At 55.4% G+C, this 24,953-nt stretch carries 17 protein-coding genes; 5 read left to right on the top strand and 12 right to left on the bottom strand.

Annotated elements, in window-relative coordinates:
• Positions 1 to 10: 10 nt before the first annotated feature.
• From KUO20_RS11810 to KUO20_RS11770, 9 genes are all read right to left on the bottom strand, one after another.
• Entirely contained in the window at positions 11 to 343 is a 333-nt protein-coding gene (locus KUO20_RS11810) for an AzlD domain-containing protein (protein WP_235040056.1), read from the bottom strand.
• Positions 340 to 1,062 (bottom strand): AzlC family ABC transporter permease, encoded by a 723-nt coding sequence (locus KUO20_RS11805; protein ID WP_235040055.1) that lies wholly within the window; start codon positions 1,060 to 1,062, stop codon positions 340 to 342. The genes KUO20_RS11810 and KUO20_RS11805 overlap by 4 nt, the downstream gene beginning before the upstream one ends.
• The gene (locus KUO20_RS11800) at positions 1,059 to 1,589 is read right to left on the bottom strand and encodes a helix-turn-helix domain-containing protein (RefSeq protein ID WP_235040054.1); all 531 of its coding nucleotides are present in this window, start codon (positions 1,587 to 1,589) and stop codon (positions 1,059 to 1,061) included. Before KUO20_RS11800 ends, KUO20_RS11805 begins: the two co-directional genes overlap by 4 nt.
• A gap of 252 nt (positions 1,590 to 1,841) precedes the next feature.
• A complete protein-coding gene (locus KUO20_RS11795) occupies positions 1,842 to 2,630 on the bottom strand; it encodes an SDR family oxidoreductase (RefSeq protein ID WP_235040053.1) in 789 nt (262 codons plus the stop codon).
• 24 nt (positions 2,631 to 2,654) lie between these two features.
• Positions 2,655 to 3,350, bottom strand: coding sequence for an SDR family NAD(P)-dependent oxidoreductase (locus KUO20_RS11790; protein WP_235040052.1), 696 nt, complete (start codon positions 3,348 to 3,350; stop codon positions 2,655 to 2,657).
• On the bottom strand, positions 3,347 to 4,861 hold the full coding sequence (locus KUO20_RS11785; RefSeq protein ID WP_235040051.1) for a tripartite tricarboxylate transporter permease: 1,515 nt from the start codon (positions 4,859 to 4,861) through the stop codon (positions 3,347 to 3,349). The genes KUO20_RS11790 and KUO20_RS11785 overlap by 4 nt, the downstream gene beginning before the upstream one ends.
• Positions 4,861 to 5,331 (bottom strand): tripartite tricarboxylate transporter TctB family protein, encoded by a 471-nt coding sequence (locus KUO20_RS11780; RefSeq protein WP_192535949.1) that lies wholly within the window; start codon positions 5,329 to 5,331, stop codon positions 4,861 to 4,863. The genes KUO20_RS11785 and KUO20_RS11780 overlap by 1 nt, the downstream gene beginning before the upstream one ends.
• A gap of 12 nt (positions 5,332 to 5,343) precedes the next feature.
• Positions 5,344 to 6,318, bottom strand: coding sequence for a Bug family tripartite tricarboxylate transporter substrate binding protein (locus tag KUO20_RS11775; protein ID WP_235040050.1), 975 nt, complete (start codon positions 6,316 to 6,318; stop codon positions 5,344 to 5,346).
• Positions 6,319 to 6,385: 67 nt separating this feature from the next.
• Entirely contained in the window at positions 6,386 to 6,910 is a 525-nt protein-coding gene (locus KUO20_RS11770) for a 2,4'-dihydroxyacetophenone dioxygenase family protein (RefSeq protein ID WP_096278628.1), read from the bottom strand.
• 124 nt (positions 6,911 to 7,034) lie between these two features.
• Here KUO20_RS11770 and KUO20_RS11765 point away from each other — a divergent pair, with 124 nt between their 5' ends.
• Together KUO20_RS11765 and KUO20_RS11760 are read left to right on the top strand one after the other, a co-directional pair.
• Positions 7,035 to 7,811, top strand: coding sequence for an IclR family transcriptional regulator (locus KUO20_RS11765; protein ID WP_235040049.1), 777 nt, complete (start codon positions 7,035 to 7,037; stop codon positions 7,809 to 7,811).
• A 183-nt stretch (positions 7,812 to 7,994) separates the two neighbouring features.
• The gene (locus tag KUO20_RS11760) at positions 7,995 to 8,324 is read left to right on the top strand and encodes a hypothetical protein (protein WP_235040048.1); all 330 of its coding nucleotides are present in this window, start codon (positions 7,995 to 7,997) and stop codon (positions 8,322 to 8,324) included.
• A 90-nt stretch (positions 8,325 to 8,414) separates the two neighbouring features.
• Here KUO20_RS11760 and KUO20_RS11755 read toward each other — a convergent pair whose 3' ends face one another.
• The 3 genes from KUO20_RS11755 to KUO20_RS11745 all read right to left on the bottom strand — a co-directional run bounded on the left by KUO20_RS11755 (position 8,415) and on the right by KUO20_RS11745 (position 18,621).
• Complete coding sequence (locus KUO20_RS11755) at positions 8,415 to 17,021, bottom strand: glycoside hydrolase family 94 protein (protein WP_235040047.1); 8,607 nt, start codon at positions 17,019 to 17,021, stop codon at positions 8,415 to 8,417.
• 207 nt (positions 17,022 to 17,228) lie between these two features.
• Positions 17,229 to 17,945 carry a Crp/Fnr family transcriptional regulator gene (locus KUO20_RS11750; protein ID WP_235040046.1) on the bottom strand — a complete coding sequence of 239 codons (717 nt, stop codon included), beginning with the start codon at positions 17,943 to 17,945 and terminating at the stop codon, positions 17,229 to 17,231.
• Between the two features lie 52 nt (positions 17,946 to 17,997).
• Positions 17,998 to 18,621: a CDP-alcohol phosphatidyltransferase family protein gene (locus tag KUO20_RS11745; protein WP_235040045.1), complete on the bottom strand. Its 624-nt coding sequence runs from the start codon at positions 18,619 to 18,621 to the stop codon at positions 17,998 to 18,000.
• A gap of 292 nt (positions 18,622 to 18,913) precedes the next feature.
• Between KUO20_RS11745 and KUO20_RS11740 the strand changes: the two genes are divergently transcribed.
• The 3 genes from KUO20_RS11740 to KUO20_RS11730 all read left to right on the top strand — a co-directional run bounded on the left by KUO20_RS11740 (position 18,914) and on the right by KUO20_RS11730 (position 24,864).
• A complete protein-coding gene (locus tag KUO20_RS11740) occupies positions 18,914 to 20,545 on the top strand; it encodes an SLC13 family permease (protein WP_337926479.1) in 1,632 nt (543 codons plus the stop codon).
• A gap of 111 nt (positions 20,546 to 20,656) precedes the next feature.
• Complete coding sequence (locus KUO20_RS11735) at positions 20,657 to 21,802, top strand: exonuclease SbcCD subunit D (RefSeq protein ID WP_235040043.1); 1,146 nt, start codon at positions 20,657 to 20,659, stop codon at positions 21,800 to 21,802.
• Complete coding sequence (locus KUO20_RS11730) at positions 21,799 to 24,864, top strand: AAA family ATPase (RefSeq protein WP_235040042.1); 3,066 nt, start codon at positions 21,799 to 21,801, stop codon at positions 24,862 to 24,864. Before KUO20_RS11735 ends, KUO20_RS11730 begins: the two co-directional genes overlap by 4 nt.
• The last annotated feature ends 89 nt before the right edge of the window (positions 24,865 to 24,953 follow it).

Here is a 24,953-nt window from a genome sequence, read left to right as displayed (position 1 = left end):
CAACGCATTATCAAATGTAAGCCGCCATTTGTACGAGACCAAAAACGGCCACCCCAGCGGCCACGGGCCAGCCTAATGAACGTAGCCGAGTCCATACAGCCAGCGTGACGGAAAGCCCAATGGCCGTTGCGATCCAGGCAATAGCACTGGGGTTAACCGGCATAATCGAAACGCCCAGTACGGCGGCAATCATCAGTGGGCCGAGAATGCCCAGCCACTGAGGCATATTATTGATGCCGGTATCGCTATTGAGACGGCGCTGCATCCATAGAAAAGGAATAACGCGCATTAACAGCGTGCCGATGGCGCACGCTATAACGGCTATCCAAAGCTCGGTGCTCATAGCGTGCGCGCTCCCGTCTGAAACTTCACAATGTAGAAGCACAGCGCGCCGCAGGCAGCGGCCAGCGGAATAGCCACGTTGCTCCAGCCATAAAGCGTGAATAGCAGCGCTGAAAGAATGGTGCAGCCCATCGCCAATGCCCAGCGCTTATCGGTAAAGCGCGGCGCCACCATGGTCAGAAATAGCGCGGGCAGAGCAAACGGCATAACCTCGCCAAGCAGCGGCCAGCGCGCGGTTAACGTTTCGCCAGCGGTGGCGCCTACTACCGTGCCCACTATCCATACTCCCCACGCCAGCAAAGAGGCCCCCATAAACCAGCTAAAACGCTCGGGGGCGGAAAGCTGAGGCAGTCGAGTCAGGGCGAGGGCAAAGACTTGATCGGTCAAACCATGCATTAACCAAGGCCAGTGGCGGCTGGGTGGCAGCCATGACGCTAGATTAGGGCCGTAAACGACATGGCGCACGTTGATGAGTAGTGTCATTGCCACCACTAACCATAGCGGTGAACCCGCCGCCACCATACCGACAAAGAGAAACTGCGACGCACCGGCGTAAATAAGCGCTGAAATCGCGGCGGCTTCCCAGGTGCTAAAGCCAGCTTGAGTCGCCACCAGGCCAAAGGAGAGTGAGACCGGTATATAGCCTCCCAGCAGCGGAATGGCTTCCCGGACCCCTTTTACGGTTGAGCGAATAGGTGTGTGACGAGCAGGCTGGCTCATGGCGTATTGCCTTTTTCACCATAGATGATAGTCATTATTAAAGTGGCCTCCACGGCCTGGGTGCGATAAAGGTGTGGCTGGTCGGCGGGGAATATCACCGTCTGCCCTGGGGTAAGCGCTATCGTCGCATCATCTGGCCCCGCTTCCAGGCAGCCGCTAATCAGCGTTAGCGACTCTCGGGTGCCAGGCGTATGAGATTCGGCGTGGCGAAGCGTATGAGGCGCACAGCGCATCCAGTAGGCATCCACTTGCGGGATGCCTTTGCCTTGATCAATCAGGCGCACCTGAACACCATCCTCGCCTAGCGGCACGGTAATCGGGGCTACCAGCGTGCCGAAGGGGACATTGAGCTGTACCGCCAGCCGCCAGATAGTATCCAGCGTGGGGTTGCCATTACCCTGCTCAAGGCGGCACAGATTAGATTTAGCGATGCCTGCATCATTGGCTAGTTGCGAAAGCGACCAGCCCCGCGCCATGCGCAGCGTCTGCAGGTGTTGACCTAGCGTAGTGAGTGAAAGCTTATCCATGACGTACCGCCCGGGTGTTCTTTAATGCGGTTATGCGTATCCTATCGTTCTATATAAAGAACGTTAGCCTGTCAACGATTAGTGCGCCAGTCAGGAGAGTCAGCGCGGTAATCGCGTTCCAGGTCTGGGCAGGCCTGGCGCACAGATAATGGCGGGTATTATTGATAGGCAGCTGCCGGCTTTCGAATTTTCATCCGAGAAACAGGCAACTGTGAGAGGCAAAGAGTGCAAACGAGAGGGGGAGTGCAAACGTTAAAAAGTGCCGGGGTAGCTACCGCCATCCAGCAAAAAGTTTTGCCCCGTCATGTAGCCGGCATGCTGGCTGCAAATAAATGCGCAAAATGCGCCAAACTCTTCTGCCGTGCCAAACCGACCGGCAGGCACACCGCTTAAGCGCTTTTCAGTCACGTCTTTCAGGCTGTGGCCAGAAATGTTGGCTTCAGATGCTAAGGCGCTTTCAAGGCGTTCTGTCTCAAACGGGCCAGGCAAAAGATTATTGATGGTGACGTTGCGACTCACCAATTGAGGCTGACGCGATAATCCCGCAATAAACCCCGTCAGCCCACTGCGAGCGCCATTAGACAGCCCGAGTACTTCGATCGGGGCTTTTACGGCACCGGAGGTAATATTCACCACGCGCCCAAAGCCGCGCTCCGCCATGCCGTCAACGGTGGCTTTGATAAGCTCGATGGGTGTGATCATGTTGGCTTCTAATGCCTTGAGCCAGTCAGACCGGCTCCAATCACGAAAATCGCCCGGCGGTGGCCCGCCATTATTATTGATAAGAATGTCGACCTGGGGGCAGGCCTCTAACATCGCCGCACGCACCTGCGCATCACCAATGTCGCCAGCAACGGTGACGACTTCAATACTCGGATTCAGCGCTTTTAACTGTTGCGCCGTGGCCGCCAAGGTTTCGCTATTGCGGGCATTAATGACCAGATTCACTCCCTCTTGGGCAAGTGCCATGGCGCACCCTTTACCCAGACCCTTGCTCGCGGCACAAACCACTGCCCAGCGACCTTTAATTCCTAGTTCCATCGTGGCTCTCCTGATAAAGATTGTTTAACGGGCGGCGTAGCCACCGTCCACCGGCAGAATGGCGCCGGTCACAAATTTTGCTCCGGGTGATGCCAGAAACAAGGCGGGCCCTGTCAAATCATCGGGCGCTCCCCAGCGACCCATGGGGGTTCGGTCTATAAGCTCTGCTGAACGCTCTTTGTCTTGAACCAGCGCTGACGTTAATTCTGTCGCTATCCAGCCGGGCGCTAGCGCATTGACACGAATGCCTTCAGGCGCCCAAGCAATCGCCAGTGAGCGCGTCAGCTGAGCGATGCCCCCTTTAGATGCGGAGTAGGCTGGAACAAATCCGCTGCCAAAAAATGACAGCATTGACGCCGTATTGATAATGCAGCCACCTGCGTTCTTAAGCGCTTCAAAGGCCGCCTGACAGCAACGCTGGGTGCCGTTTAGATTAATATCCACGACATCGGCAAAACCTTGAGGCGTAAATTCCTTACCACCGCGTAGGATGACGCCCGCACAGTTAACCAGCACATCAATGCGAGTGAATTGAGCAAAGAACGTCGTCACGGCTTCGTCATTGCGAACATCTAGCTGATATTGAAGGGCGCCGAAATCAGTCACGCCGTTGTCTGACGCCTCAACGCCCGTTACATGAACGCTGGCCTGTTCTGCAAAGGCGGAGGCGATTGCCCGGCCAATGCCGCTGCTGCCTCCAATCACAACCACTGTTTTCATGTGCTTTCCTTATTGGCTACGTTGGGCTGGGGGCGGGCGGCTGACATAAGGGCAGATGCGATAATCGCGACCCAAACCAGCACGGCGAGGGTGCCTAGCGTGGCCGCAATCGGGCGGTCAAACAGCATCAACATATCGCCGTTGGCTTTGATCATTGAGCGCAGGAAATTGCCTTCGACCACCGGCCCTAAAATGACCGCAAGAATCATTGGTCCGATAGGGAAGTCGTGCTCGACCATGACATACGCAAATAAGCCTAAAATCAGCATAATCCAGATATCGAGCATGCTGTTATTGGCCGCATAGGCGCCGACGATGCAGAATAGTAAGATCAGCGGATACAGCACGCCGTGAGGGACGGACAAAATATGCCGAGCGCTTCGTATCGCGAGTAGACCAAGCGGGATCAGCAAGAGATTGGCGAGAATAAAGACAATAAAAATCGCGTTAACTAATACCGCATCGGTGGTGAATACGTCCGGCCCTGGGGTAATGCCTTTCATCATCAGTACGCCGATAATGATCGCCGTGATGGTGTCACCGGGGATGCCGAATACAAGGGCAGGTATGTAGGCGCCTGAAAGCGCTGCGTTATTGGCTGAACTTGCAGATACCAAGCCCTCCGGGTGTCCGGTGCCAAACTTCTCAGGTGTGCGCGAGAGTTTGCGTGCCAAGGCATAGCTTATCCACGATGCGATATCCGCACCGGCTCCGGGCAGTGCGCCGATGAGCGTACCCAGCAAGCTACTGCGCGCCACCCCGCCTTTATATTTCCACAGCAGCCCGCCGACGCCTTCGAAAGGCTTCTTAACAAGCGGCATTTTAGACAGCGACATCGTGCCAATTTCAGGCAGACGGCGCAGCAGCTCTGCTATCGCGAATAGGCCAATTAATACCGGTAAAATCGCAATGCCGTTGAGCAGTTCAGGCACCCCAAAGATAAACCGCATCTGCCCTGACACTGAGCTCATGCCCACCATCGAAATCAGCAGACCCAGCAGCATTGAGATTGCCCCTTTCACAGGATCGGTTCCCGATACGAGCACCGCGCAGGAAAGACCCAGCAGGGCCAGCCAAAAATACTCATCACTGGTGAACTGGATGGCAAACTCAGCAACTAGGGGCGCAAAAAAAGCCAGAATCGCAACGCCAATGACGCCGCCCACGACAGAGCAAACCAAGTTGACGCCCAATGCTTGACCCACTTTCCCCTGGCGACCCATGAGATACGCTTCATCAGTATAAGCGGCCGATGCGGGGGTTCCGGGTATGCGTAGCAGTGCGCCCGGTATATCGCCCGCGACGATCGCCATCGCCGTTGCTGACACAATGGCGCCGATGGCGGGAAGAGGGTCCATGAAAAACGTGAGTGGGACTAACAAGGCTGTTGCCATGGTGGCGGTTAGTCCAGGGATCGCGCCAATGAATAGCCCGAAAATTGAAGCCCCTAGAATCACCAGCAGCACTTGCCAATCAAAGACCATCGCTAATGATTGCTGTAGTTCCAGCATTAGTAGATCACCTCTTCTAGGATGCCTAATGACAGCGGAACGAGCAGTAGCTCAGCAAAGGTTAGCCAAATGATGAGCGTCGCCACGGTAGCCACGCTAATCGCTAGCCACCATCTGCCCTTAGTGAAGATGCCGATGAGCACGGTCAGCATGACCAGTGACACAATGGGAAAGCCAAGAACAGGTTCTAGGAGTATGTAGCCTGTCACTGCTACTACCACGGCCATGATACAGAACAGCACATGACCGATAGGGATAGCGTCTTGCCAAATAATTAACGGCCCTCTGCGAATCCAGCCGCGTAGGCAAAGTATCAAGCCCATCGCTATTAATAAGATGGCCACTAGAGTGGGGAAGGTTCCCGCGCCATAATCCTGGCGCGGAAGAGAGGGAAAGTCTTTTGAGAGCCAAACGGTAATACAGCCTAGTAGAACGGTTAAAAGCCCCAGAATAAAATCGTGAATACGCATGGTCTTCCGGCCTTACTGGGCCAGCCCCAGCGTTTCGATGATCTCGGCATTATTAGCATCTGATTCGGTCATGAACTGAAGGAACTCTTCGGGTCCACTCCACTCGGTGCCAAAGCCACGCTGCTGCATGAAAGACTGGAAGTCATCGGACTCGTAAACTTTCTGAGCAGCTTCGGCAAGCGTTGCGACGATATCCTCAGGCAGCCCTTTGGGGCCCGCTAGCCCGCGCCATGTGCCGGCTGTCCAAGGCTGGCCGGTCTGCTCTGCGGCGGTAAGAATGTCAGGGAAAGCCGACAGCCGCTCATCTGAGAATACGGCGAGCGTATCAATACGGTCTGCTTGGCGCATGGACTCAGATTCCGGCAGTGACGAGAATACGAAGTCCACGCCTCCGGCCGCTAACTCTTGTAGTCCAGGCGCGGCACCTTCACTAGGCACAAGCGCGACAGAGTTGGGATCAATGCCTTGCTGGTTAAGCAGGCCAGCAAAGGCCAAGTGGTAAGCCGCCCCCGGGGCTGAACCAGAAACGGTGTACTGATTAGGGTTAGCTTTAATGTCGTTGAGCGCGGCTTCTAACGAATCCCAGCCGGAGTCCGCATTGACACTGAAGGCGGCAGAATCAAAGTTAACTAGCGCGATGGGGGTAAGGTCTTCATATGAAATGGCTGACGTGCCGATATGCCGATACGTCGTGATTTCAGCCGTCGGCAGGCCAAGCGTGTAGCCATCGGGCTTGCTCATGGTGATCGCCGTATGGCCGATAACGCCAGCTCCGCCGGTTCGGTTGACGACGTTGACCTGCTGTCCTAGCTCTTTCTGTAAGCCACTCGCTAACTGGCGCGCAACGGCGTCCGTACCACCGCCAGCAGACCAAGGCACAATCAGTTGGATAGGCTTCTCGGGGTAGTCGGCTTGAGCAGCCCCTGCCGATAGGGCGATGGCCAGAAAGCCGGCGCCGAGAACGAGGGGAGACGAGGATATTTTCATGGATGCATTCCTTATTACTTGTTGTTCGTGGAGAGTTGTTTGCATAAATGAAGCAGAAGTAATGGGCTTAGCGAATGAACTGGTCGACGTAATCGCTGCCCAGACCACACTCTGAGTAGTGTTTGCGGCACATATCAATTTTAGAGAAAACATCCTCATACCCCAGATGCTTGCCCCACGGATCGACGTAGTACATCACGCCGTTCACCTGAAATAGCGTGATCATTTCCTCAACATCGTCATCCACTACCAAGGTATGTGTTTCCCCTGGAGGCTCATAAACGTAGCTGCCCTCCGTGGCTTCCCAGTCGTGTTCGAGGTAGCGCCATCTGCCTTTGAGCACTACACCATGCACGGGATTGGGATGACGATGACGGCTCAGAACGCCGGATTTACGCACCCGCAGCAAGTTCACCCAGTAGCCTTGTGAAACGTTGAGGCACAGGGGGCGGAAATGAACGTTTTCAGCCTGGGGTACCCAAATACGCTCGTCTGTGGGAATGGCGTGCGGCACGACAATATCCGCTGCAGCTTCCGCAGGCTGGGCGTACTGATAAGGCATCCGTTTGTGTTGTTCTTGAATGTCGGTCATCTTATCTCCGTCCATAATGTGGACATTTAATTCATAATGTGGACAATTGAAATTTAAGACACGCAGGCCACCACGTCAATCACGGTTAAGTCGCGCGATATTAGACATTCGTCTTGGAGGACGTATGAGCGAGAAGATTGATTCCATTACCCAGCGCCCGCCGGTGCAAGGGGCCGCAGCGCTCGTCAAAGGTTTACGCGTGCTGCAAGTCATTCCGGAGTTAGGCCCAGACGCGCACGCAAAAAATATTCAGGAGCGCCTGGGCTTGCCGCGGCCTACCGTATATCGCCTGCTCAAAACGCTTGAACAGGAGGGCTTTATTGAGCGCAACCCACTCAGCGATGAATACGCTCTTGGCCGTCAGTTAATTCACCTGGCACATCAATCGCTGACCCGCAGTAATTTGCGCGAGAGGGTGCGGGGCGTGATGCATGAGATCAGTAAGCAGACGGGGGAGACCGTGCATCTGGCGATTCCGTATGGCTACCACATGACGTTTATCGATAAGGTCGAATCGGCGGATGCCGTGCGCATGGCTTCTTATATCGGTATGCCGGTGCCTATGCACTCAACCGCGGTGGGTAAGGCGTACTTGGCCGCACTGAGTGAAGAAGCCTGCGAACAATACCTGACGCGGCTAAAGCTTGAACCAATCACAGTAAAAACATTGACGAACTTGAAGGATTTACGTGGTGCACTGGCGGTGACGCGCAAGCAGGGCTATGGCATTGACGATGAAGAAAATGAGCTGGGTATCATCTGCTTCGGTCAAGCGGTGAATGGCGTCGATGGGCGGGTTTCGGGGGCGATCAGCGTTAGCGTTCCGCGCTATCGTTTTCAGGAGGGAACCGCCCACCATATAGTAACGACCATCCAAGAGCATCTTAGTGCGCTTAAATGAGTCCGAGTATTTGTAGCTTAGAAAACCATCGGGGTATGCCTTAACGTGCTGTAAAAAGCGAACGATACTTTATTATAAATCCGGAGAACGCTATTCTTAGCCAGCGTGATCGGCTCTATTTGATTGCGCTTCCCTCAATGCTAAACCCCTTTCCCAAAAGAAGAATGAAAAAGGAAACGTCCAATGCGTATCAAAACGTTGCTGGTTGGTCTTGTAGCGCTAATGGTTTCATCATTCGCGGTAGCTGCTGACTATTATGTGGATATTACTAACCGTACCGGCTATACCCTCGTCTATATGTATGTCAGCCCAGGAAATTCAAAAAGTTGGGAAGAAGACGTGCTGGGCAACGATGTGCTGATGAACGGTGATACCCAGCGTGTCACGTTGACCGGTTATACCAACCCTTACTTCGATATACGCCTTGTGGATGAAGATGAAGATAGCTATACCTTTTGGAACGTCGATGTCTCAACCCAAGACATTATCGTGACGCTTGATCATCTAGATTAAAGCCTCATTGATGACTATCTTGGCCCCTGCCAACTGAGGCGAGTGCCGCTCAGAGCAGGGGTCGCAGCGGCATCGATAGCGCACTTTCTGCTATTCCACACCGCCGGATGCTTGCGCTATGAACATCTCAAGCTGATGGCGTTCACCGTCTAGAGGGATGCGAACATCGCCCTGTTGCCGTGTCAGTGAATGGCCATCCAGTAGGGCATAAGCTGCGTCGTTTGTCGTGGCTATCGTGACGGCATAGTGCGTGGCATCGATGCTGAAGGTGGCGCTAAAGCCTGGCCAGTCGCTAGGTAAGCAGGGTGCGATAACCAGCCATTCACCTTCCCGCCGGATACCCAAGATCCCCTCAATGCCCGCCCGGTACATCCAGCCTGCCGAGCCTGTGTACCACGTCCAGCCACCGCCCCCTGTGTGCGGCGCAACGGAGTACACGTCAGCGGCGACAACATAGGGCTCGACGCGATAGCGAGCTGTTTCATCGGCCGTTTTAGCATGGTTAATCGGGTTGAGAAGCGCAAAGAGCGCATGTGCCTTGTCGCCTTCTCCGAGCTTAGCAAAGGCTAATATCGCCCACATGGCCGCATGGCTATACTGCCCACCATTTTCACGCATGCCCGGTGGATAGCCGCTAATATAGCCAGGGTCGCGCTCGGGCTGGTCGAAAGGTGGCCAGAACAATAGCGCAAGCTGTTCGTCTTGCCGGATGAGTTCGCGTTCCAGCGAACCCATGGCAAGCGCCGCCCGGTGCGGCTCTGCTGCTTCCGAGAGCACTGCCCAGGATTGGGCAATCGAGTCAATTCGGCACGCATCGCTTGTCTTGCTGCCCAGCCAGCTGCCGTCATCAAAAGTGGCGCGCCGATACCACTGGCCATCCCAGGCGTTACTTTCCAACGCTAGGCGCAGCGCCGTTGCGTGGACGCGCCATCGCTGGGCTCTGCTAGCCTCGCGCTGCTCTGCAAAGGGTAAAAAAAGCTCAAGGGTGTGTAGCAGCAGCCAGCCTAACCAGACACTCTCGCCTTTGCCCGCCTCGCCAACACGGTTCATGCCATCGTTCCAGTCGCCTCCGCCGATTAGCGGTAGGCCGTGTTCGCCCGTTAGCGCCATGCTCTGGTCTAACCCGCGGGCGCAGTGCTCAAATAACGAGGCGCTTTCTGCCGCGACCATCGGCTGGAAAAAACAGTCGTGCTCGTCAGGTGCGAGCAGGGCGCCTTCGAGAAAGCTTACCGGCTGATCTAACACATCTGCGTCATGAGATGTCGCGATATACCGGGCGCAGGCATAGGCAAGCCATACTCGGTCGTCGGAAATGCGCGTGCGCACGCCTTGGCCAGAGTGCGGCAGCCACCAGTGCTGCACATCGCCTTCAACAAACTGGCGCGATGCGGCCCGCAGCAGGTGCTGGCGAGTGGTTTCGGGACTGGAAAAGGTCAGCGCCATGCCGTCTTGCAACTGGTCGCGAAAGCCATACGCGCCGCTGGCTTGATAGAACCCAGAGCGAGCGGTGATCCGACAGGCAATGGTTTGATAAAGCAGCCAGCCGTTGAGCATGATATCCGTGGCGCGGTCAGGCGTGGTTACCTGCACGGCATTAAGCTGCGTTTGCCAATGCTCGCTAACCTTGGCGAGTTCAGCGTCAATGTCGGCCTGGCGATAGCGCGCAATCAGCGCCTGCACCTCAGCGGTTGATTTTCCTTGGCCTATCAATATGACGACATCCACGCTTTCGCCCACCGCTAACGTCACGCTGCGCTGTAGTGCGGCACACGGATCTAGCCCCGCACCGTGAGCGCCAGACAGTGCCGCCTTAGTGCGTAGCCCCGCAGGCGCTGAAAGACTTCCACCAAGCCCAATGAATTCGCCGCGGTCGGCTGTCCAGCAGGCAGGCTGAGTACCGACATCGACAAACGCTACTCGGCCTGGAAAGGCAATGTTCCACGGCTTTTCTACCAGCAGTGCACCGCTATCAGCATCCGGGTGCGAAATTAGCAACGGTGCTGAGGCGCTGCGCGATGTGCCCAGCACCCACTCTGCATAGGCGGTCACCGATAGCTTGCGTGGCCGGTCTGAGTGATTGCTAAGCCTTAATCGTGAAACCCTAAGCGGGGCATCTAAGGGAACAAAGTGTAGTAACTCAAGCGCGATACCGTCGGTTTGATGCTCAAACTGGCTATAGCCGAAACCGTGGCGCGCTAGGTAGCGGCCCTGATCCCGCACCGGTTGGGCGGTCGCGGTATAAAGTGCCAGCGACTCTTCATCGCGAACATAGATTACGTCGCCACAGGGGTCTGCCACCGGGTCGTTTGACCACGGCGTTAGCTGGTTTTCGCGGCTATTGTCCGCCCATAGGTAGCCCGCGCCCTCTGCCGATACTTGGAAGCCAAAGCCCTCGTTAGCGATAACGTTAATCCAAGGGGCGGGTGTTGAGCTGCCTTCATCAAGTATCGTGACGTACTCGCGTCCATTGTTTGCAAAGCCGCCCAGGCCGTTAAAAAACTCAAGCGCTGGAAGCGGCGCATTCGCGGGCTCGCTGGCCTTAATCGGGCTGTGTTTGGGTAAGGTGCGCCTGGGAGAGTCGGAGTCTGAAAGCACCGATTTAGCGGGATGGGCGGGCAGCGTCAAGGCTAATTGCTGGGCAATGTTGCCACGCTGCGCCATTAACGCAACGCAGGCCACCGACTGCAGCTGCATGCGGGCTTCCAGGCTCATTAGATCAGCGCGCAGCGCCACGATGCTGCCGTGGACATGGCCAGAGCGCAAATGTGGCCGCGCCTGGCTGCTGAGTACCGCGGTCTCGATCGCTTGCTGTAGGTCTTGAATATAGGAGGAGGCCCGTTCGTTGATAATCACTAGGTCCACGACTAGGCGCTTCATGCACCAGTATTCATGCGCGCGCAGCAGCTGATGTACCTGGGCAAGGTCGTCAATCGTGTCGATGCGCAGCAGCACAATGGGCCGATCACCGGAAATTCCATGTTGCCAAAGCCGTGACTGTGGCCCAGCGCCTCGCTCTATGGCATCGGCAGGCGCTCTAAAGCGGGCGTCTGGATATAAAATCGGCGCGGCCAAGCGTTGGAAATCAGCGGCTTCATCAGGTTGAATGGCTAGGTGGCGAAGCTGAACCTGAGCCTGGGTCCAGGCCAGCGTTTTGGCGCGTTCAAAGGCACTGTGGTCATGGTGCTTATCGATTAAGTCGAGAAGCGCTTCGCGCGAGGGGGCCACTACGGTCCAGTAAGCGATCCGCGCGGCTTTGCCTGGCGCTAGGCGAAGGCGGTAACGCAGCGCAAATATCGGGTCCAGAACGCTGCCGACCGTGCTTGATAGAGGCTGCCCGTCGCTAAGCGCGGCGGCGCTCAGCATGCTTTTACCACGGCCTAAGAATCGGGCGCGGTCGGTCTCAAACTGCAGCTCGCCCACGGTATCGCCTTCCACGACGGCAAAGTGCGCCGCCCATACCGGCTCTTCGTCAGGCGTGCGCTTTCTACGCGTGGCCACTAGCGCGTTGAAGGCTTCCAAATACTCGGTAACCACAAACATTTTAGCGAAGGCCGGGTGAGCATTGTCGGCATCCGGCGTGGTCAGCACTAATTCTAAATAAGAGGTAATGTCGATGTCGCGGGCACGGCGGCCGCTGTTAGTCAGCGAGAGGTGGCGTACTTCGCTATCGTCCTCGCCGGATACCAGCACTTCCATATGCGTGGTTATCTCGTTGTGACGGTGCGTGTAGCGCGCATAGTCCTCGGCAAAGGTTACCTGGCTATGCTGGTCGGTGATGTCGGCCGCGTGCCTAGCCATTTGTCCTGTCGCGGTCCATATACTGGGAGATTGGCTGTCGCGTAGAAAAATAAAGCTTCCCTGGTGGTCGCGGGTGGCATCCGGCTGCCAGCGGCTAATTGCAATGTTGCGCCACCGGCTATAGCCGCCACCGCTGGCCGTTAGCATCACTGAGTAGCAGCCGTTAGAGAGTAAATGCGTCACCGGCGCGGCAGTGGCCACGGTAGAAACGTGGCGCATCGTTTGTGCCTCGTTAATACTCTGGCTGGCGGTTGATTTCACCTCTTCAGCGCGCGGATGAAGGATGGCGACATCGCGGGGAACACGCTCTTGCAGCAGGAGTTCGCTGGCCTGAATCATGGGTTCACGGTGAAAGCGCGCGCGCATTTGACCATGATTTAAGGTGTTGGCAATGGCCACGATAGTCATGCCCTGATGATGGGCCATAAAGCTGCGCACAATGATAACGGTTTCATCAGCGGGCAGCCTTGAACGGGTAAAGTCGAGCGCTTCATAGTAGCCGTAGCGGCCTAAGGCGCCCATCTCAGCTAAATGCTTGAAGTTACGACAGGCTCCACTGGGGTCAACCATGGTGGCTAAGCCGGTGGCATAAGGGGCGATCACTAGATCAGCAGAGAGCCCCCGTTTGAGGCCTAGGCCGGGCACGCCGAAGTTGGAGTATTGGTAGGTGAACTCTAAATCTCGGGCGCTGTAGGCTGATTCGGAAATACCCCAGGGGGCAGAGCGCTGGGCGGCGTAAGTCTCTTGGCGTTTCACCACCAGGCGATTGGTTTGTTCGAGCAGGCTGCCGCCGGGGGCGCGCATCACCAGTGAGGGCATCAGGTATTCGAACATAGAGCCTGACCACGAGATCAGCGCAGAGCCGAACGTTAATGGGGTTGCTGCACGGCCCAGGCGAAACCAGTGTCGAGTAGGAATATCGCCTTTGGCAATCGCAAACAGACTGGCTAGCCGCGCCTCGGAAGCCAGCAGATCGTAACAGCTGGTATCCAGGCAGTGGTCATCCAGCGAATAGCCAATCGACAGCAGCTGGCGCTCAGTATTGAATAGAAACGCAAAATTCATCCCCATTGCCAGGTGTCTAGCGGACTCAGCCAGTTTCTCCAAACGCAAGACGAGTAGGCTGTTTTTCTGACGCGGCTGATCCTCTTGATTCTCTCTGTCCTGGCGGTGCTGCGCCACGGTGGCATGCAGTGCTTGTATCCAGAACAGCAGATCCTCGCTATTGCTTACCAAGCTGAAGGTTTTGTCGATGAGTAGCGCGATATTTGCCAGACACTCTGATCCCATCGCAGTGCCTTTCAGCTGAACCTCAATGGCATCAAATTCTACGCTAAGCTGAACCACGTCTTTTTCCGGCAGCGTTGAGGCCTGTGCAAGTGCCTGACGAGCAAGATATAAGGTGTCGGCGATGCCTACGCGTGGGTCTGGTAGATAGGTGGCTTGTTGCCAGGTTTCGAAGGCGTTAGCGATCACGATAAGGTGACCCGCAAGGTTGCCGCTATCAACCGTGGACACATAGCGCGGGTTCAGCGGGCGTAGGTCGTGAGTCGCGTACCAGTTATAGAAGTGCTCACGGTAGCGTGGCAGCGTCAGCATAACGCTAAGCGTCGCTTCAATGCGTTCTAAAGCTTGATGGGTGCCTAGCCAGCCAAAATCTCGGGCGGCCAGTGTGGAAAGAAGATACAGCCCCATATTAGTGGGTGAGGTACGTTGAGCCAGTACGGGCTGCGGGTCTTCTTGAAAGTTATCCGGGGGTAAACGGTTATCGTTGGCGGTCACAAAGGTTTCAAAGTAACGCCAGGTGCGCCGCGCAATCACGCGCAGCTCAAGGGCTTCATCGACCGAAATAACGGGCTGAACCACGGCACTTTTATTGCTGCTTAACCACCAGGCAACGGCCGGTGCAGCCAACCAAAGTAGCGCCATAGGTACTGCAATTGGCCACACATAGCCTGCTTGCCAAAGCGCACTAACGGCTACCGCTAGCCCCAGCGCGGTGCCTGGTGCCATGCGCTGATAGAACCCTAAGACGCTCAGCGCCGGACTTTTCATTGACTGCGCCGCTGAGGTCCATTCAAGCAGGTGCCGATGAGTAATCAACACACGGTTTAAGGTTCTGACAATGGCATCCAGCATGCGCCACGCCTGGTCGGGTAAAAAAATCACCTGCAGCAACACTTGGCTGCTACCTAGGGTTAGCTCGTCAAACCAAAGATGATAATGATGGCGTAGCTTGGCTTTCGCCCGGAAAGGTATAAAGGATGTGGCTAACGAGAGCAGCACCGGGGCTCCCATCATGACTAAAAGCAATAGCGTGCTGATGATGGCCATGCTGAGCGGTAACTGCCAGCTGGCGGCAAAGCCTGCAAGTATTAAGGGTGGCAATAGCGAGCGGCGCAGGTTGCCCAGCATTTTCATCCGCCCGGTGAGCGGCAAGGCTGAGGTTTTTAGCCACGGGAGTAGCTGCCAGTCGCCGCGAGTCCAGCGGTGCTGTCGCTTAGCAGCAACGTCATACCTTGCCGGAAAATCTTCAATCACCTCAATATCTGAAGCGAGCCCTGCGCGGGCAAAGACACCTTCAAACAAATCATGGCTGAGCAGGCTGTTGTCAGGCACTCGATCCGCCAGTGATGTTTCAAAGGCATCGATGGCATAAATGCCCTTGCCCGCGAACGAGCCTTCGCCGACTAAGTCCTGATAAAGATCTGAAATAGTGGCGGCATAGGGGTCAATGCCGCCGGGGGCTGAGAAGAGCCGCTGATAGATAGAACCTTCGCCACCGGTAGGTAACGATGGGGTGACGCGAGGCTGTAAAATCGCGTAACCCTCTACCACTCGCTGTTTTCGCTGATTAAGACGCGGCTGGTTTAACGGGTGTGCCATCTTACCGATCAGCCGACTTGCCGCACCGCGAGGCAGTCGTGTATCCGCATCTAGGGTGATCACATAGCGGATATCACCAGGCATTGGGGGTGGGTTGATAAAGGTGGTGTCGGTGGCTCCGCGCAATAGACGGTTAAGCTCATGCAGTTTGCCGCGTTTACGCTCCCAGCCCATCCAGGTGTTTTCACTACGGTTGAATACCCGTCGCCGATGCAGTAAGAAAAAGCGCTTCTCGCTGCCGATGACGCGGGAGCTGGCTGGCGCTTGAGCGCTACCGGTCAGGCCGTAACGTTCATTTAACTGCTCGATCAGCGTGTGGGCCGTGGTTAATAGCGCTTTTTCTTCGGGGGATTCCGCGTGATGGGCATCAACGCCGTCAGTCAACAGCGCATAGGCGAGTGCCCCGTCACCGCTGGATAAATGGTGTATTTCCAGGCGCTCAATCTGCTCACGCAGCTCCTCTTCACCGGTTAGCAGCGTTGGCACGACCACCAGCGTACGACAGTGGGCAGGCACACCTTTAGAGAAATCGAGGCTGGGCAGCGGCTGGGCAGCGATGAAGTTAATAAACAGGCGGTTAACGATCAGTGTAGCCACTTCAGCGATGGGCAGCAGTGCGAGTACGCCCAGTAGAAGTAGCCAGGTTAGCGCTACATCATTTATCGCCAATGACAGGGTGACTAATAGCCCTCCAGCCAGCGCCATTAAGCACAGCGTGACCACCGCCACCGTCAGGATATAGCTGCGAATCCCGTAGTGAATAAGTGTGCGTCGCAGCCGTTGGCGAGGGGTGGGAATAAACCCCACCGCTTTTTCGAGAGCAGTGCGCCCAGAGCCAATTAGAAAGTAGCCAGGATCACCCATTCGGGCAGCTTCAATGGGATCACCAGTGCTTTTCACTGCCTTTTGCGATAGCAAAAGCGCTGCATCTACAGTCTCAAGCTCTGAGTGCTTAGAGCCACGGGCGAGTTGCTCTAATGCGCTGCGATACTGGTTGCGGGTGGGAAAATCTAACTGCTCAAAGCCACTGTGCTGGCCTAACCGTTTATCCACTAAGCTGACGCTTTCAAACAGCTCCGCCCAGTCGATGCTGGAGACCAGCCGCATACTGGTGATGATGTTGCGCACGCTAACGTTGGCAGCACCTTGGCGCTGCTGCGCGTGCTGAACCACTTCATCAATGGTTTCACCTTGAAGGCGAAGCTGTTCCTCTAGCCAGCCAATAAGCGGGCTGCTGCGCGGGTCGAGACCGCGCACTCGTTTAGCCAGTTGAGCGATAAACGGCTCGGCCAGCGCTCCTTTGTGAAAATTAAAGGTTCGAATGCCTTCACTCAAGGTATCAAGCGCCATTACCGCTGGCTGATCGGGCGGCGTTAGCCATTTAGCCGCCAGCTCATCTGCTGCGTCTCTCGCCGTCTGTTCGCTGATCATTTGATCGGCCAGCCGCCGCAGATTTTCAACCAGCACAATGCGCAGCGTGATAGCAACGGCCCATAGCTCGCCAATGGTGAGCGGTTGAACACGCTGGTATGCGCTGATAAAGGTTTGTAGATTAGCCAGATCAATATGGCTGTCGGTGTGCGCTATAAACGCCCATGCGATGCCAAACACTCTTGGATACCCGGCGAATGGGCCGCTGGCAAGCTTGGGTAGCTGGCGATAGTAGCCGGGGGGAAGATCACTGCGAATTTCTCGGATTTGAGATTCAATTAGGTGATAGTTATCAAGCAGCCAGGCGGCCGCGGGCACGATATCGCGGTTGTTGGCGAGCGCTGATGCGCTAGCGCGATAAACGCTTAGCAGCGTTTGCGCGTTATCGTCGAGTCGTCGAGTTAGCGATACTACCTTAGGTGGCGTGCTGGTCACTTTTTGAGCCAGTGCCAGGCTGCCAGCATGCTGTTCCAGGCGCTCTGCGCTAAAGAGCTCTTCTCTAACGGGGATAGTAGAATTCCACGGCGCTGCAAACGCATGGTGCGGACGCACAAAACGGAGAAGTTGTTTCACAGATTCCATCCTGGTGAGAGTGCGCCTCAGGGGCCACACAAACGGTGCTTCCTTACCAGGACAATGGTCTTGCCGCGTGACTTCGTCCGTGCGCTAGCGCACATAGCATGGATTAATTGCGCTTTGTTTAGATATTTAAGCGTTGTAAGTGGGTTATTAGTTATTAGTGATGGGTTATTTTGGATGAGTTTTTTTACAACCAGTTTCTTTAAAGCTTTAAGCGCATTGATAGGGCATTAAGCGATCACTTTCTGCTTTTACGGCGGCATAGCATTCACAGCTAAGCTGTTCCAGTAATGCTCTGTTTAGAACGGTAATATGCCCGCGTCGATAGTCAATGGCACCGAGCTTATGCAGCTTGCCAGCCGCCTCGGTGACGCCTTCACGCCGCACGCCAAGCATATTGGCAATGAGTTCTTGGGTCATGATGAGCTCGTTGCCGGGCAGGCGGTCTAGCGATAGCAGCAGCCAGCGGCACAGCTGTTGGTCAATCGAGTGGTGGCGATTGCAGACCGCCGTTTGTGCCATTTGAGTAATCAGCGCTTGGGTATAGCGCAATAGTAAGTGGAGCATGGCTTCATGGCGGCCAAACTCTTCGCGTAAGCTCGCCGCGGGTAAGCGCAGAGCTTGCCCGGCACTTTGCACGATAGCGCGATTGGTTGTGCTTTCTCCTCCCATAAACACGGCAATGCCAACCAGCCCTTCGTTACCGACGACCGATATTTCCGCCGAGGCACCGTTTTCGGTGACATACAGAAGCGAAACAATCGCAGTAATAGGAAAGTAAACGTGCGCTAACGTAACGCCCGGTTCGTAAAGCACCTGGCCTAACGACAAGTGTAGCAATTCCATTAGCGGCGTAAGCCGTCGTTTAGCGTCAGGCGGCAAGGCTGCAAATAAATGATTCTGTGCCGTTAAATCACGATCTTTCATCTGTCATCATCCCTGAGAGAGCGTGTCATCCTTCGTTTGAGCATACGCTATATTAGTCGGCTTCATGCCTGCGCAGTGTCCAGTAGCCTCCCCATAGGCGTGTTGCCGTGGTGACAATACATGCACTGGCAAAAAGGGTCGCTAGGATCGAGAAGTGATCGGGGAAAAGGCAAAAAAGCACTAGCGCGAGTACGGTTTCAGTGCCCTCGGTTAATCCTTCTAAATAATAGAACGCTTTGTTAGGAAAGTTGGGGCGCGCCAGGGATTTTTGTTTAGCGGCAATGGCGAACGCCAGAAACGACGTGCCGGTGCCGATAAAGGCAAACAGCAGTAGAGCCGCTGCAAGTGCATTTTGGGCTGGATTGGCCAGCGCAAAACCAAGCACGACAGCGGCGTAGAAAACAAAATCTAGCCCGATATCAAGGAATCCGCCTGCCTCGCTGGTGCTGCCACTTAAGCGCGCTAATGCACCGTCCACGCCGTCGCCGATTCGATTGAGTACAATGGCGAGTAAGGCGAGGCCATAGTGCTCCCAGGCTAACAGGGGTAGGGCGGTTATGCCGATGAAAAAAGCCCATAGCGTGACCTGGTCGGGCGTTATACGCCGCTTGTGCAAGGCGTTGGCGAATCGCTTGAGGGGCCGCTGGGTCAGCGGCATGGTCCATCGGTCTAGCATACGCGACTCCTTAATCTGCATATAAGAAATTAGTTAACAGTGGTAATAACTTACGTGCTCAGAAGCCCCGTGTCATCGCTAGTGATAACTAATAATTAGAACTAAAGGCTGTTAGACTTTGGTGGCAAGTTAGGGTAAATGACTGGACTGAATACCTATTGCAGTGAAATAAAGGGCGTCATAGGAGTACCAACAACGCGTATTAGTCGACTAACCGGCTACGCGCTCATCCTCGACATCCGATCACCAATATCTCGAAAGCGACGCTAATTGTATGCATAAAACTGCCCTGATGACGGTATGGGATCAGCTATGGAATTCCCATTACCAAGCCAAAAACTTATTGATGTGCGCACTACCTACCGGTGGTGCCGCGAAGGCAGCGGCTTCCAATGCCAAGCGAGAGCCATCCCCTGACCCTAAGCCACCGGCCTACACGCCTCCGCAAAAAGTGGGGTTACTGCTTGGGCCTTTGCTCTTTGCTTTTGTCGTGATGTTCTTTCATCCCGAAGGCTTAAGCTTTGAAGGGCGCATGGTGCTTGCGACCACGCTGTGGGTAGCCGTGTGGTGGATCACGGAAGCCATTCCTATTCCCGTTACCTCGCTATTGCCCATTATTTTGCTGCCGATAACCGGTGCGCTTGAAGGCAATACGGTTACTGCTGCCTACGGCAATCCGATTATTTTCCTATTCCTAGGCGGCTTTATGATCGCGCTGGCCATGGAAAAGTGGGATTTGCACAAGCGTATCGCGCTGTCGATTATTGCTGTATTGGGTACCAGCATTAATAACATCGTGTTTGGCTTTATGGCCGCCACCGGTTTTTTATCGATGTGGGTATCCAATACGGCGGCGGTTATGATGATGCTGCCGATCGGTTCCGCTATCGTTTACCAAGTGAGCCAAGAGCTGAAAAAAAGCGATGATGACTACAGCGGTGAAATTGATAAATTTAGCAAAGCGCTGATTTTTGGTATTGGCTATGGCGGCACTATCGGTGGCCTGGGCACGCTAATTGGCACGCCGCCCAATATTATTCTTGCGGCCATTGTTAACGAGCTTTTTGGTATCGAGATTTCGTTTGCTGGCTGGTTAATGTTTGCTTTCCCCGTTGTCGTTGCACTGCTATTCATCACGTGGCTACTGCTGACACGCGTATTTTTCCAGATCAAATTTAATCATTTGCCGGGCGGCCGTGAACTCATCAACAAAGAAAAGGCTGCCTTAGGCGCTACTAGCTTTGAAGAAAAAGCGGTGCTGGCGGTGTTCCTATTGGCTGCCTTTTTGTGGATTACCCGCTCCTTTTTATGGCAAGGGCAGATCATCAATATTCCTGGTATCAGTGACACGATGATCGCTATTTTTGCCGCGATTCTGCTGTTTTTGATTCCCTCCAAGAACAAAGGCGGCTGCCTGCTAGGTTGGGACGTTGCTAAAGACGTACCTTGGGGCATTTTGCTGCTGTTCGGAGGAGGCCTGGCAATTGCCGCAGGCTTCGGTTCTTCAGGCTTAGCGGAGTGGATCGGCGGACAGATGAGCGTGCTGGAAGGTGCTAACTTCCTGCTGGTGATCCTGCTGGCAACGGGTATGGTGCTGTTCTTAACCGAAATCACTTCAAATACCGCAACGGCGACGATGATTCTTCCGGTGCTGGCGTCACTAGCATTAGCGCTGGATATTCACCCCTTCGTGCTGATGGTGCCTGCTGCTATGGCGGCTAACTGCGCCTTTATGCTGCCGGTGGGTACGCCACCAAACGCGATTATCTTCGCCACTGGTAAGCTTAAAATTATTGAAATGGTGCGTACTGGCTTCTGGATCAACATCATTGCCATGCTGTTAATAGTGGCAGCGGTTTACTTCATGCTACCGGTGATGTGGAACGTTGACTTAACCAGCTATCCAGACGCCTTCCGCCGCTAATATGCCGTGCTAGTGTCTAAAAGCCCCGCCTTGAGCGGGGCTTTTTGTTATTGGGCGATTGGCTGGGTTGATTGTTATGATGCCGCTACATCCTTTGCAGTTGAGCCCGTTATGCGACTACTTCACACCGCGGATTGGCACTTGGGGCGGCTATTTCACAATCTTTCGTTGCTGGATGACCAGCGTCATGTGCTCAGCCAACTCCTTGAGATCATTGATCGTGAAAAGGTCGAGGCGGTGCTGATCGCGGGTGATATTTACGATCGCTCGGTGCCTCCCTCCGCCGCGGTAACGCTGCTGGATGAGGTGCTGCATGCGCTGTGTGAGGTGCGCAAACTCCCGGTCATCATGATTTCAGGAAATCACGATGGCGCTGAACGGCTGCGGTTTGGCGCGCGGCACCTGCGCCAAGCCGGGCTGCATATTCTCTCTGACCTAGCTGACTTTGCGACTCCCGTGACGCTCACTATAAATGGCGTTGAGGTAGATGTTTTTGGTATTCCCTACGCTGATCCTGAGCATGTGCGCAGTCACTTTAAGGTCGACGTACATGATTTTGACGGTGCCCATCGTTATTTGGTCGAGCGGATTGGCGAACAGCGCCACCCAACGCGCCCCTGCATACTGATGAGCCACTGTTTTGTGGATGGCGGCAGCGCGTCAGATTCGGAGCGCCCGCTTACCCTAGGCGGAGCTGAAAGCGTTGCCTGGGAACCCATGCAAGGCTTTGATTATGTGGCGCTTGGCCACCTGCATGGCCCGCAGTATCGCGGCGGCGAGCACATTCGCTACAGCGGCTCACTACTCAAGTACAGCTTTTCTGAAGCCAATCAGCGCAAAGGCGTTACGCTGGTGGATTTAGACGCCGGTGGCGTCACGCATATTCAGCAGGTGCCTTTGTTACCCAGCCGTGAAGTGCGCGTCTTAGAAGGTGAAATTGACGCCTTGATTGCCCAGGGTAGAACGGATGCAAATGCCGATGACTATCTGCTGGTGCGGTTAACCGATCGCCACGCCATTCTTGATCCGATGGGTAAGCTGCGCGAGGTTTACCCCAACGTGCTGCATTTGGAGAAGCCGGGCATGTTAGAAAGCCGTGGAGGGCAGCAGCTTGATCGGGAGCGGTTACGCTTTGATGCGCTGGATATGTTTGGTGATTTTTTCAATCAAACCAGCGGAGAAGCAATGAGCGAAGAGCAATCGCAGGCCATGGCAGAGCTCATTAACCAGCTGCAGCGCGATGAGGTTCAAGGATGACGCCATTAACCCTGACCATGCAGGCGTTTGGCCCTTTTGCCGGTACTGAAAACATCGATTTTACTGCGCTGGGTAAAAGCCCGCTATTTCTTATTAACGGCCCGACTGGGGCGGGTAAAAGCTCGATTCTAGATGCCATTTGCTTCGCGCTGTACGGCCAGACCACCGGCAATGACCGCGATCCAACGCAGATGCGCTGCGATCAGGCGGCCGGTACGCTGTTAACGGAAGTGACGCTGAGTTTTCGCCTGCGCGACGTCGATTACCGGGTCAGGCGTGTGCCCCAGCAGGAGCGCCCCAAAGCGCGCGGCGAAGGCACCACCACCCATAGCGCTGAGGCGCAGCTATGGCGACTAACCACGGAAGGCGAGATAGATACCTGCCTGGTGGCGCGTAAGGTCAGCGATGCGACAGCTGAGGTGCAGGCGCTCATGGGGCTGAACGCTGACCAGTTCCGTCAAGTGATGGTGCTGCCGCAGGGTAAGTTTCGCGAACTGCTAATAGCAGATTCCGCCAAACGAGAAAACATTTTTTCTCAGCTATTCCAAACGCATATTTTCCAACGCATTGAAGAACGCTTGCGCACCCAGGCTAATCAAATCATACGAGACGTCAATGATCATCAGCATCGGGTAAAAGGCATTTTAGAAGCCAGCGATGTTGAAAGCGAAACGGCGCTGAGTGAGCTGCTGGAGTCGCTTATCCCAAATCAGCAGGTCGCCAGCGATGCGTTAGCCGCCGCTAAACAGCAGCGTGAAAACGCGCAGGCGGCCGAGCGCCAGGGCAAGGAATACCAGGCGCTGTTTGATCGGGAGGCAGCGCTGGTTGAAGAACATCGCCTGCTGCTACAACAACAGCCCGAGGTCAATCGCGCCCAAGAGCGTTTAAACGCGCATGAGCAAACCCAGGAGCTGGCGGCGCCGTTTCACAGCCTCCACATGGCGCAACAAGCGTCGCAGACTGCTCAGCAAGAGTATACGCAAGCCCAAGCGGGCGTTGAAAAGCAGCGCACGGCCTACCATCAGGCTCAGCAGGTGCTGCAGCAGGCGCAAACTCATTATCAGCAGCTGCCTGAACGTCGAGAAAAGATCGGCCGGTTACAGCAAGCTCTTGAGCAGTTTCAAACCTTAAGCCGTGTCGAAAAGGCGTTTAATCAATCCCGTGAGGCGTGGCAAGCGTTAGATCAGACAGCCGGCCGGCAATTACGCCAGCGCGACACCATCGCTCAGCAAGGAGAGGCGCTCGCCGCGCAGTTGAAAGCGCAGCAGGCCGAGCGCAATAGCTTGGCAGGCAGTGAAGCAGTGCTGCAAAGCCGCCAGACTCTGCGTGACCAGCGGCACACGCTGGCGGGGCTTGACGCTCAGCGCAGTGTGCTCATTGAGCAGGCAGCTCAAGCGAATAGCCAAGTAGAAAATCACCAGCAGACTCTCGAACGCTGTCAGCAGCGAGCCACTGAGCAAGAAATGCACTGGCATCAGGGCCAGGCAGCACTCCTGGCTGCGCGGCTGGAGCTTCACCAGCCTTGCCCGGTTTGCGGCAGCTGCGAGCATCCCGCACCCGCCGCGCCAGAGCAGGCACCCGTGACCCAGGCGGATGTAAAGCGTGCGCGCATGGACTACGAGCAGACGCAGCAGGCGTTGGTAAACGCCCAACAGCTGCAACAGCGGCTAGCCCAGCAGCTTAGCTATAGCGATGAGCAGAGCGAGCAGTTGCGCCGCACGCTAGGCGAGTGGAGTAGCGAGCCACTCGCCGCATTGGAGGCCGCCTGCCAGCAAAGCCAGCGCGATGTGGCGCGCCATCAAGAACTTGTTCAATACATACAGACGCAGGAACTTGCCCTTGAGCAGCGGCGTAGCGACTGGAAAGCGCTGGATGCTCAGATAAAGTCTCAACAGCCCGAGGTAGAGGCGGCTCAAAAGCGCTGCCACCAGTTAGAGGCTCAGTGCGAGCAGCTGCGCACGGCGCTGCCTGAGGCGTACTCATCGCTTGAGGCAATACAGGCAGAGCTGAGCCACTTACAGCATGAGATTCAGCAGGGCGAGGCGGCGTGGCACTCTGCCCAAGAGGCTGCCCATCAGGTACAAACGGCGCTTGCCCAGGCTGACACTACGCTGGCGGATAGCGCTCAACGTGCAGCAGCTACGACCGAGGCATTAACCACCGCCCAGCAAGTATGGCGCAGCGCGCTTGAGCGTAGCGTGTTTGAAAATGATGCAGGTTTTTTGCAGGCCCGGTTGGAAACATCGGCGCGCCAAGCGTTGGCTGAAACCGTTACGCGCTTTCAGCAGGTGCTTGCCAAGCTAGAGGGCCAGCTTGAGGCCAGCAAGGCTCGTCTTGAGGGGCTGACGGCGCCAGACGTAAAGGCACTCGCTGAACTGGTGGCCGCAGCGCAGGCCCACGAGCAAGCCTGCGATGAAACCTACCAACGTCTGGCGGCACGCGTAGTGCAGTTAACCAATACCCAGTATAAGCTTAAGACAGCCCACGCGGCTCAGGCAGAGCTTGAAGCCCAATATCAGCTGTGGGGCACGCTAAGCGAGGTCGCTAATGGCCGCACCGGGCATCGGATTAGTCTGCAGCGTTTCGTGTTGGGGGTACTGCTGGATGACGTGCTGATTCAAGCCTCCGCGCGGCTGGTGCGCATGAGTCGCGGCCGCTATCAGCTAGTGCGTCGAGAAGATCCATCTAAGGGCAATAAAGCCTCGGGTTTAGAGCTGGATGTAGCGGACACCTATACCGGCAAGAACCGCTCGGTAGCGACACTTTCCGGCGGTGAATCATTTATGGCTGCGCTGGCGCTGGCGCTGGGGCTTTCGGACGTTGTACAGGCTTACGCTGGCGGTATTCAGCTGGATACACTATTCATTGATGAGGGATTTGGCAGCCTGGACCAAGATGCCTTGGATCAAGCCATTGCTATGCTTAGCGAATTGCAAATGGGCGGGCGCATGATCGGCGTTATTTCACACGTTAGTGAACTCAAAGAGCAAATGCCCGTCCGTATAGACGTGCAGGCCAGCCGCCACGGTAGTTCGGTGGAAATAAAGGGTGCACTTCTTTGATGCCTGATTGTTTTGATGCTAGAGCCAGCGCTAGTTCACGCTGCGTTCATACAGTATGTTTTATAACGTGGGTTAATTGTTAAACGGGC

It is taken from the genome of Vreelandella profundi, from assembly GCF_019722725.1.
GTDB classification, from domain to species: Bacteria; Pseudomonadota; Gammaproteobacteria; order Pseudomonadales; family Halomonadaceae; genus Vreelandella; species Vreelandella profundi.
The sequence above is the reverse complement of the archived record's forward strand: the minus strand, read 5'-3'. Positions and strand labels throughout refer to the sequence as shown.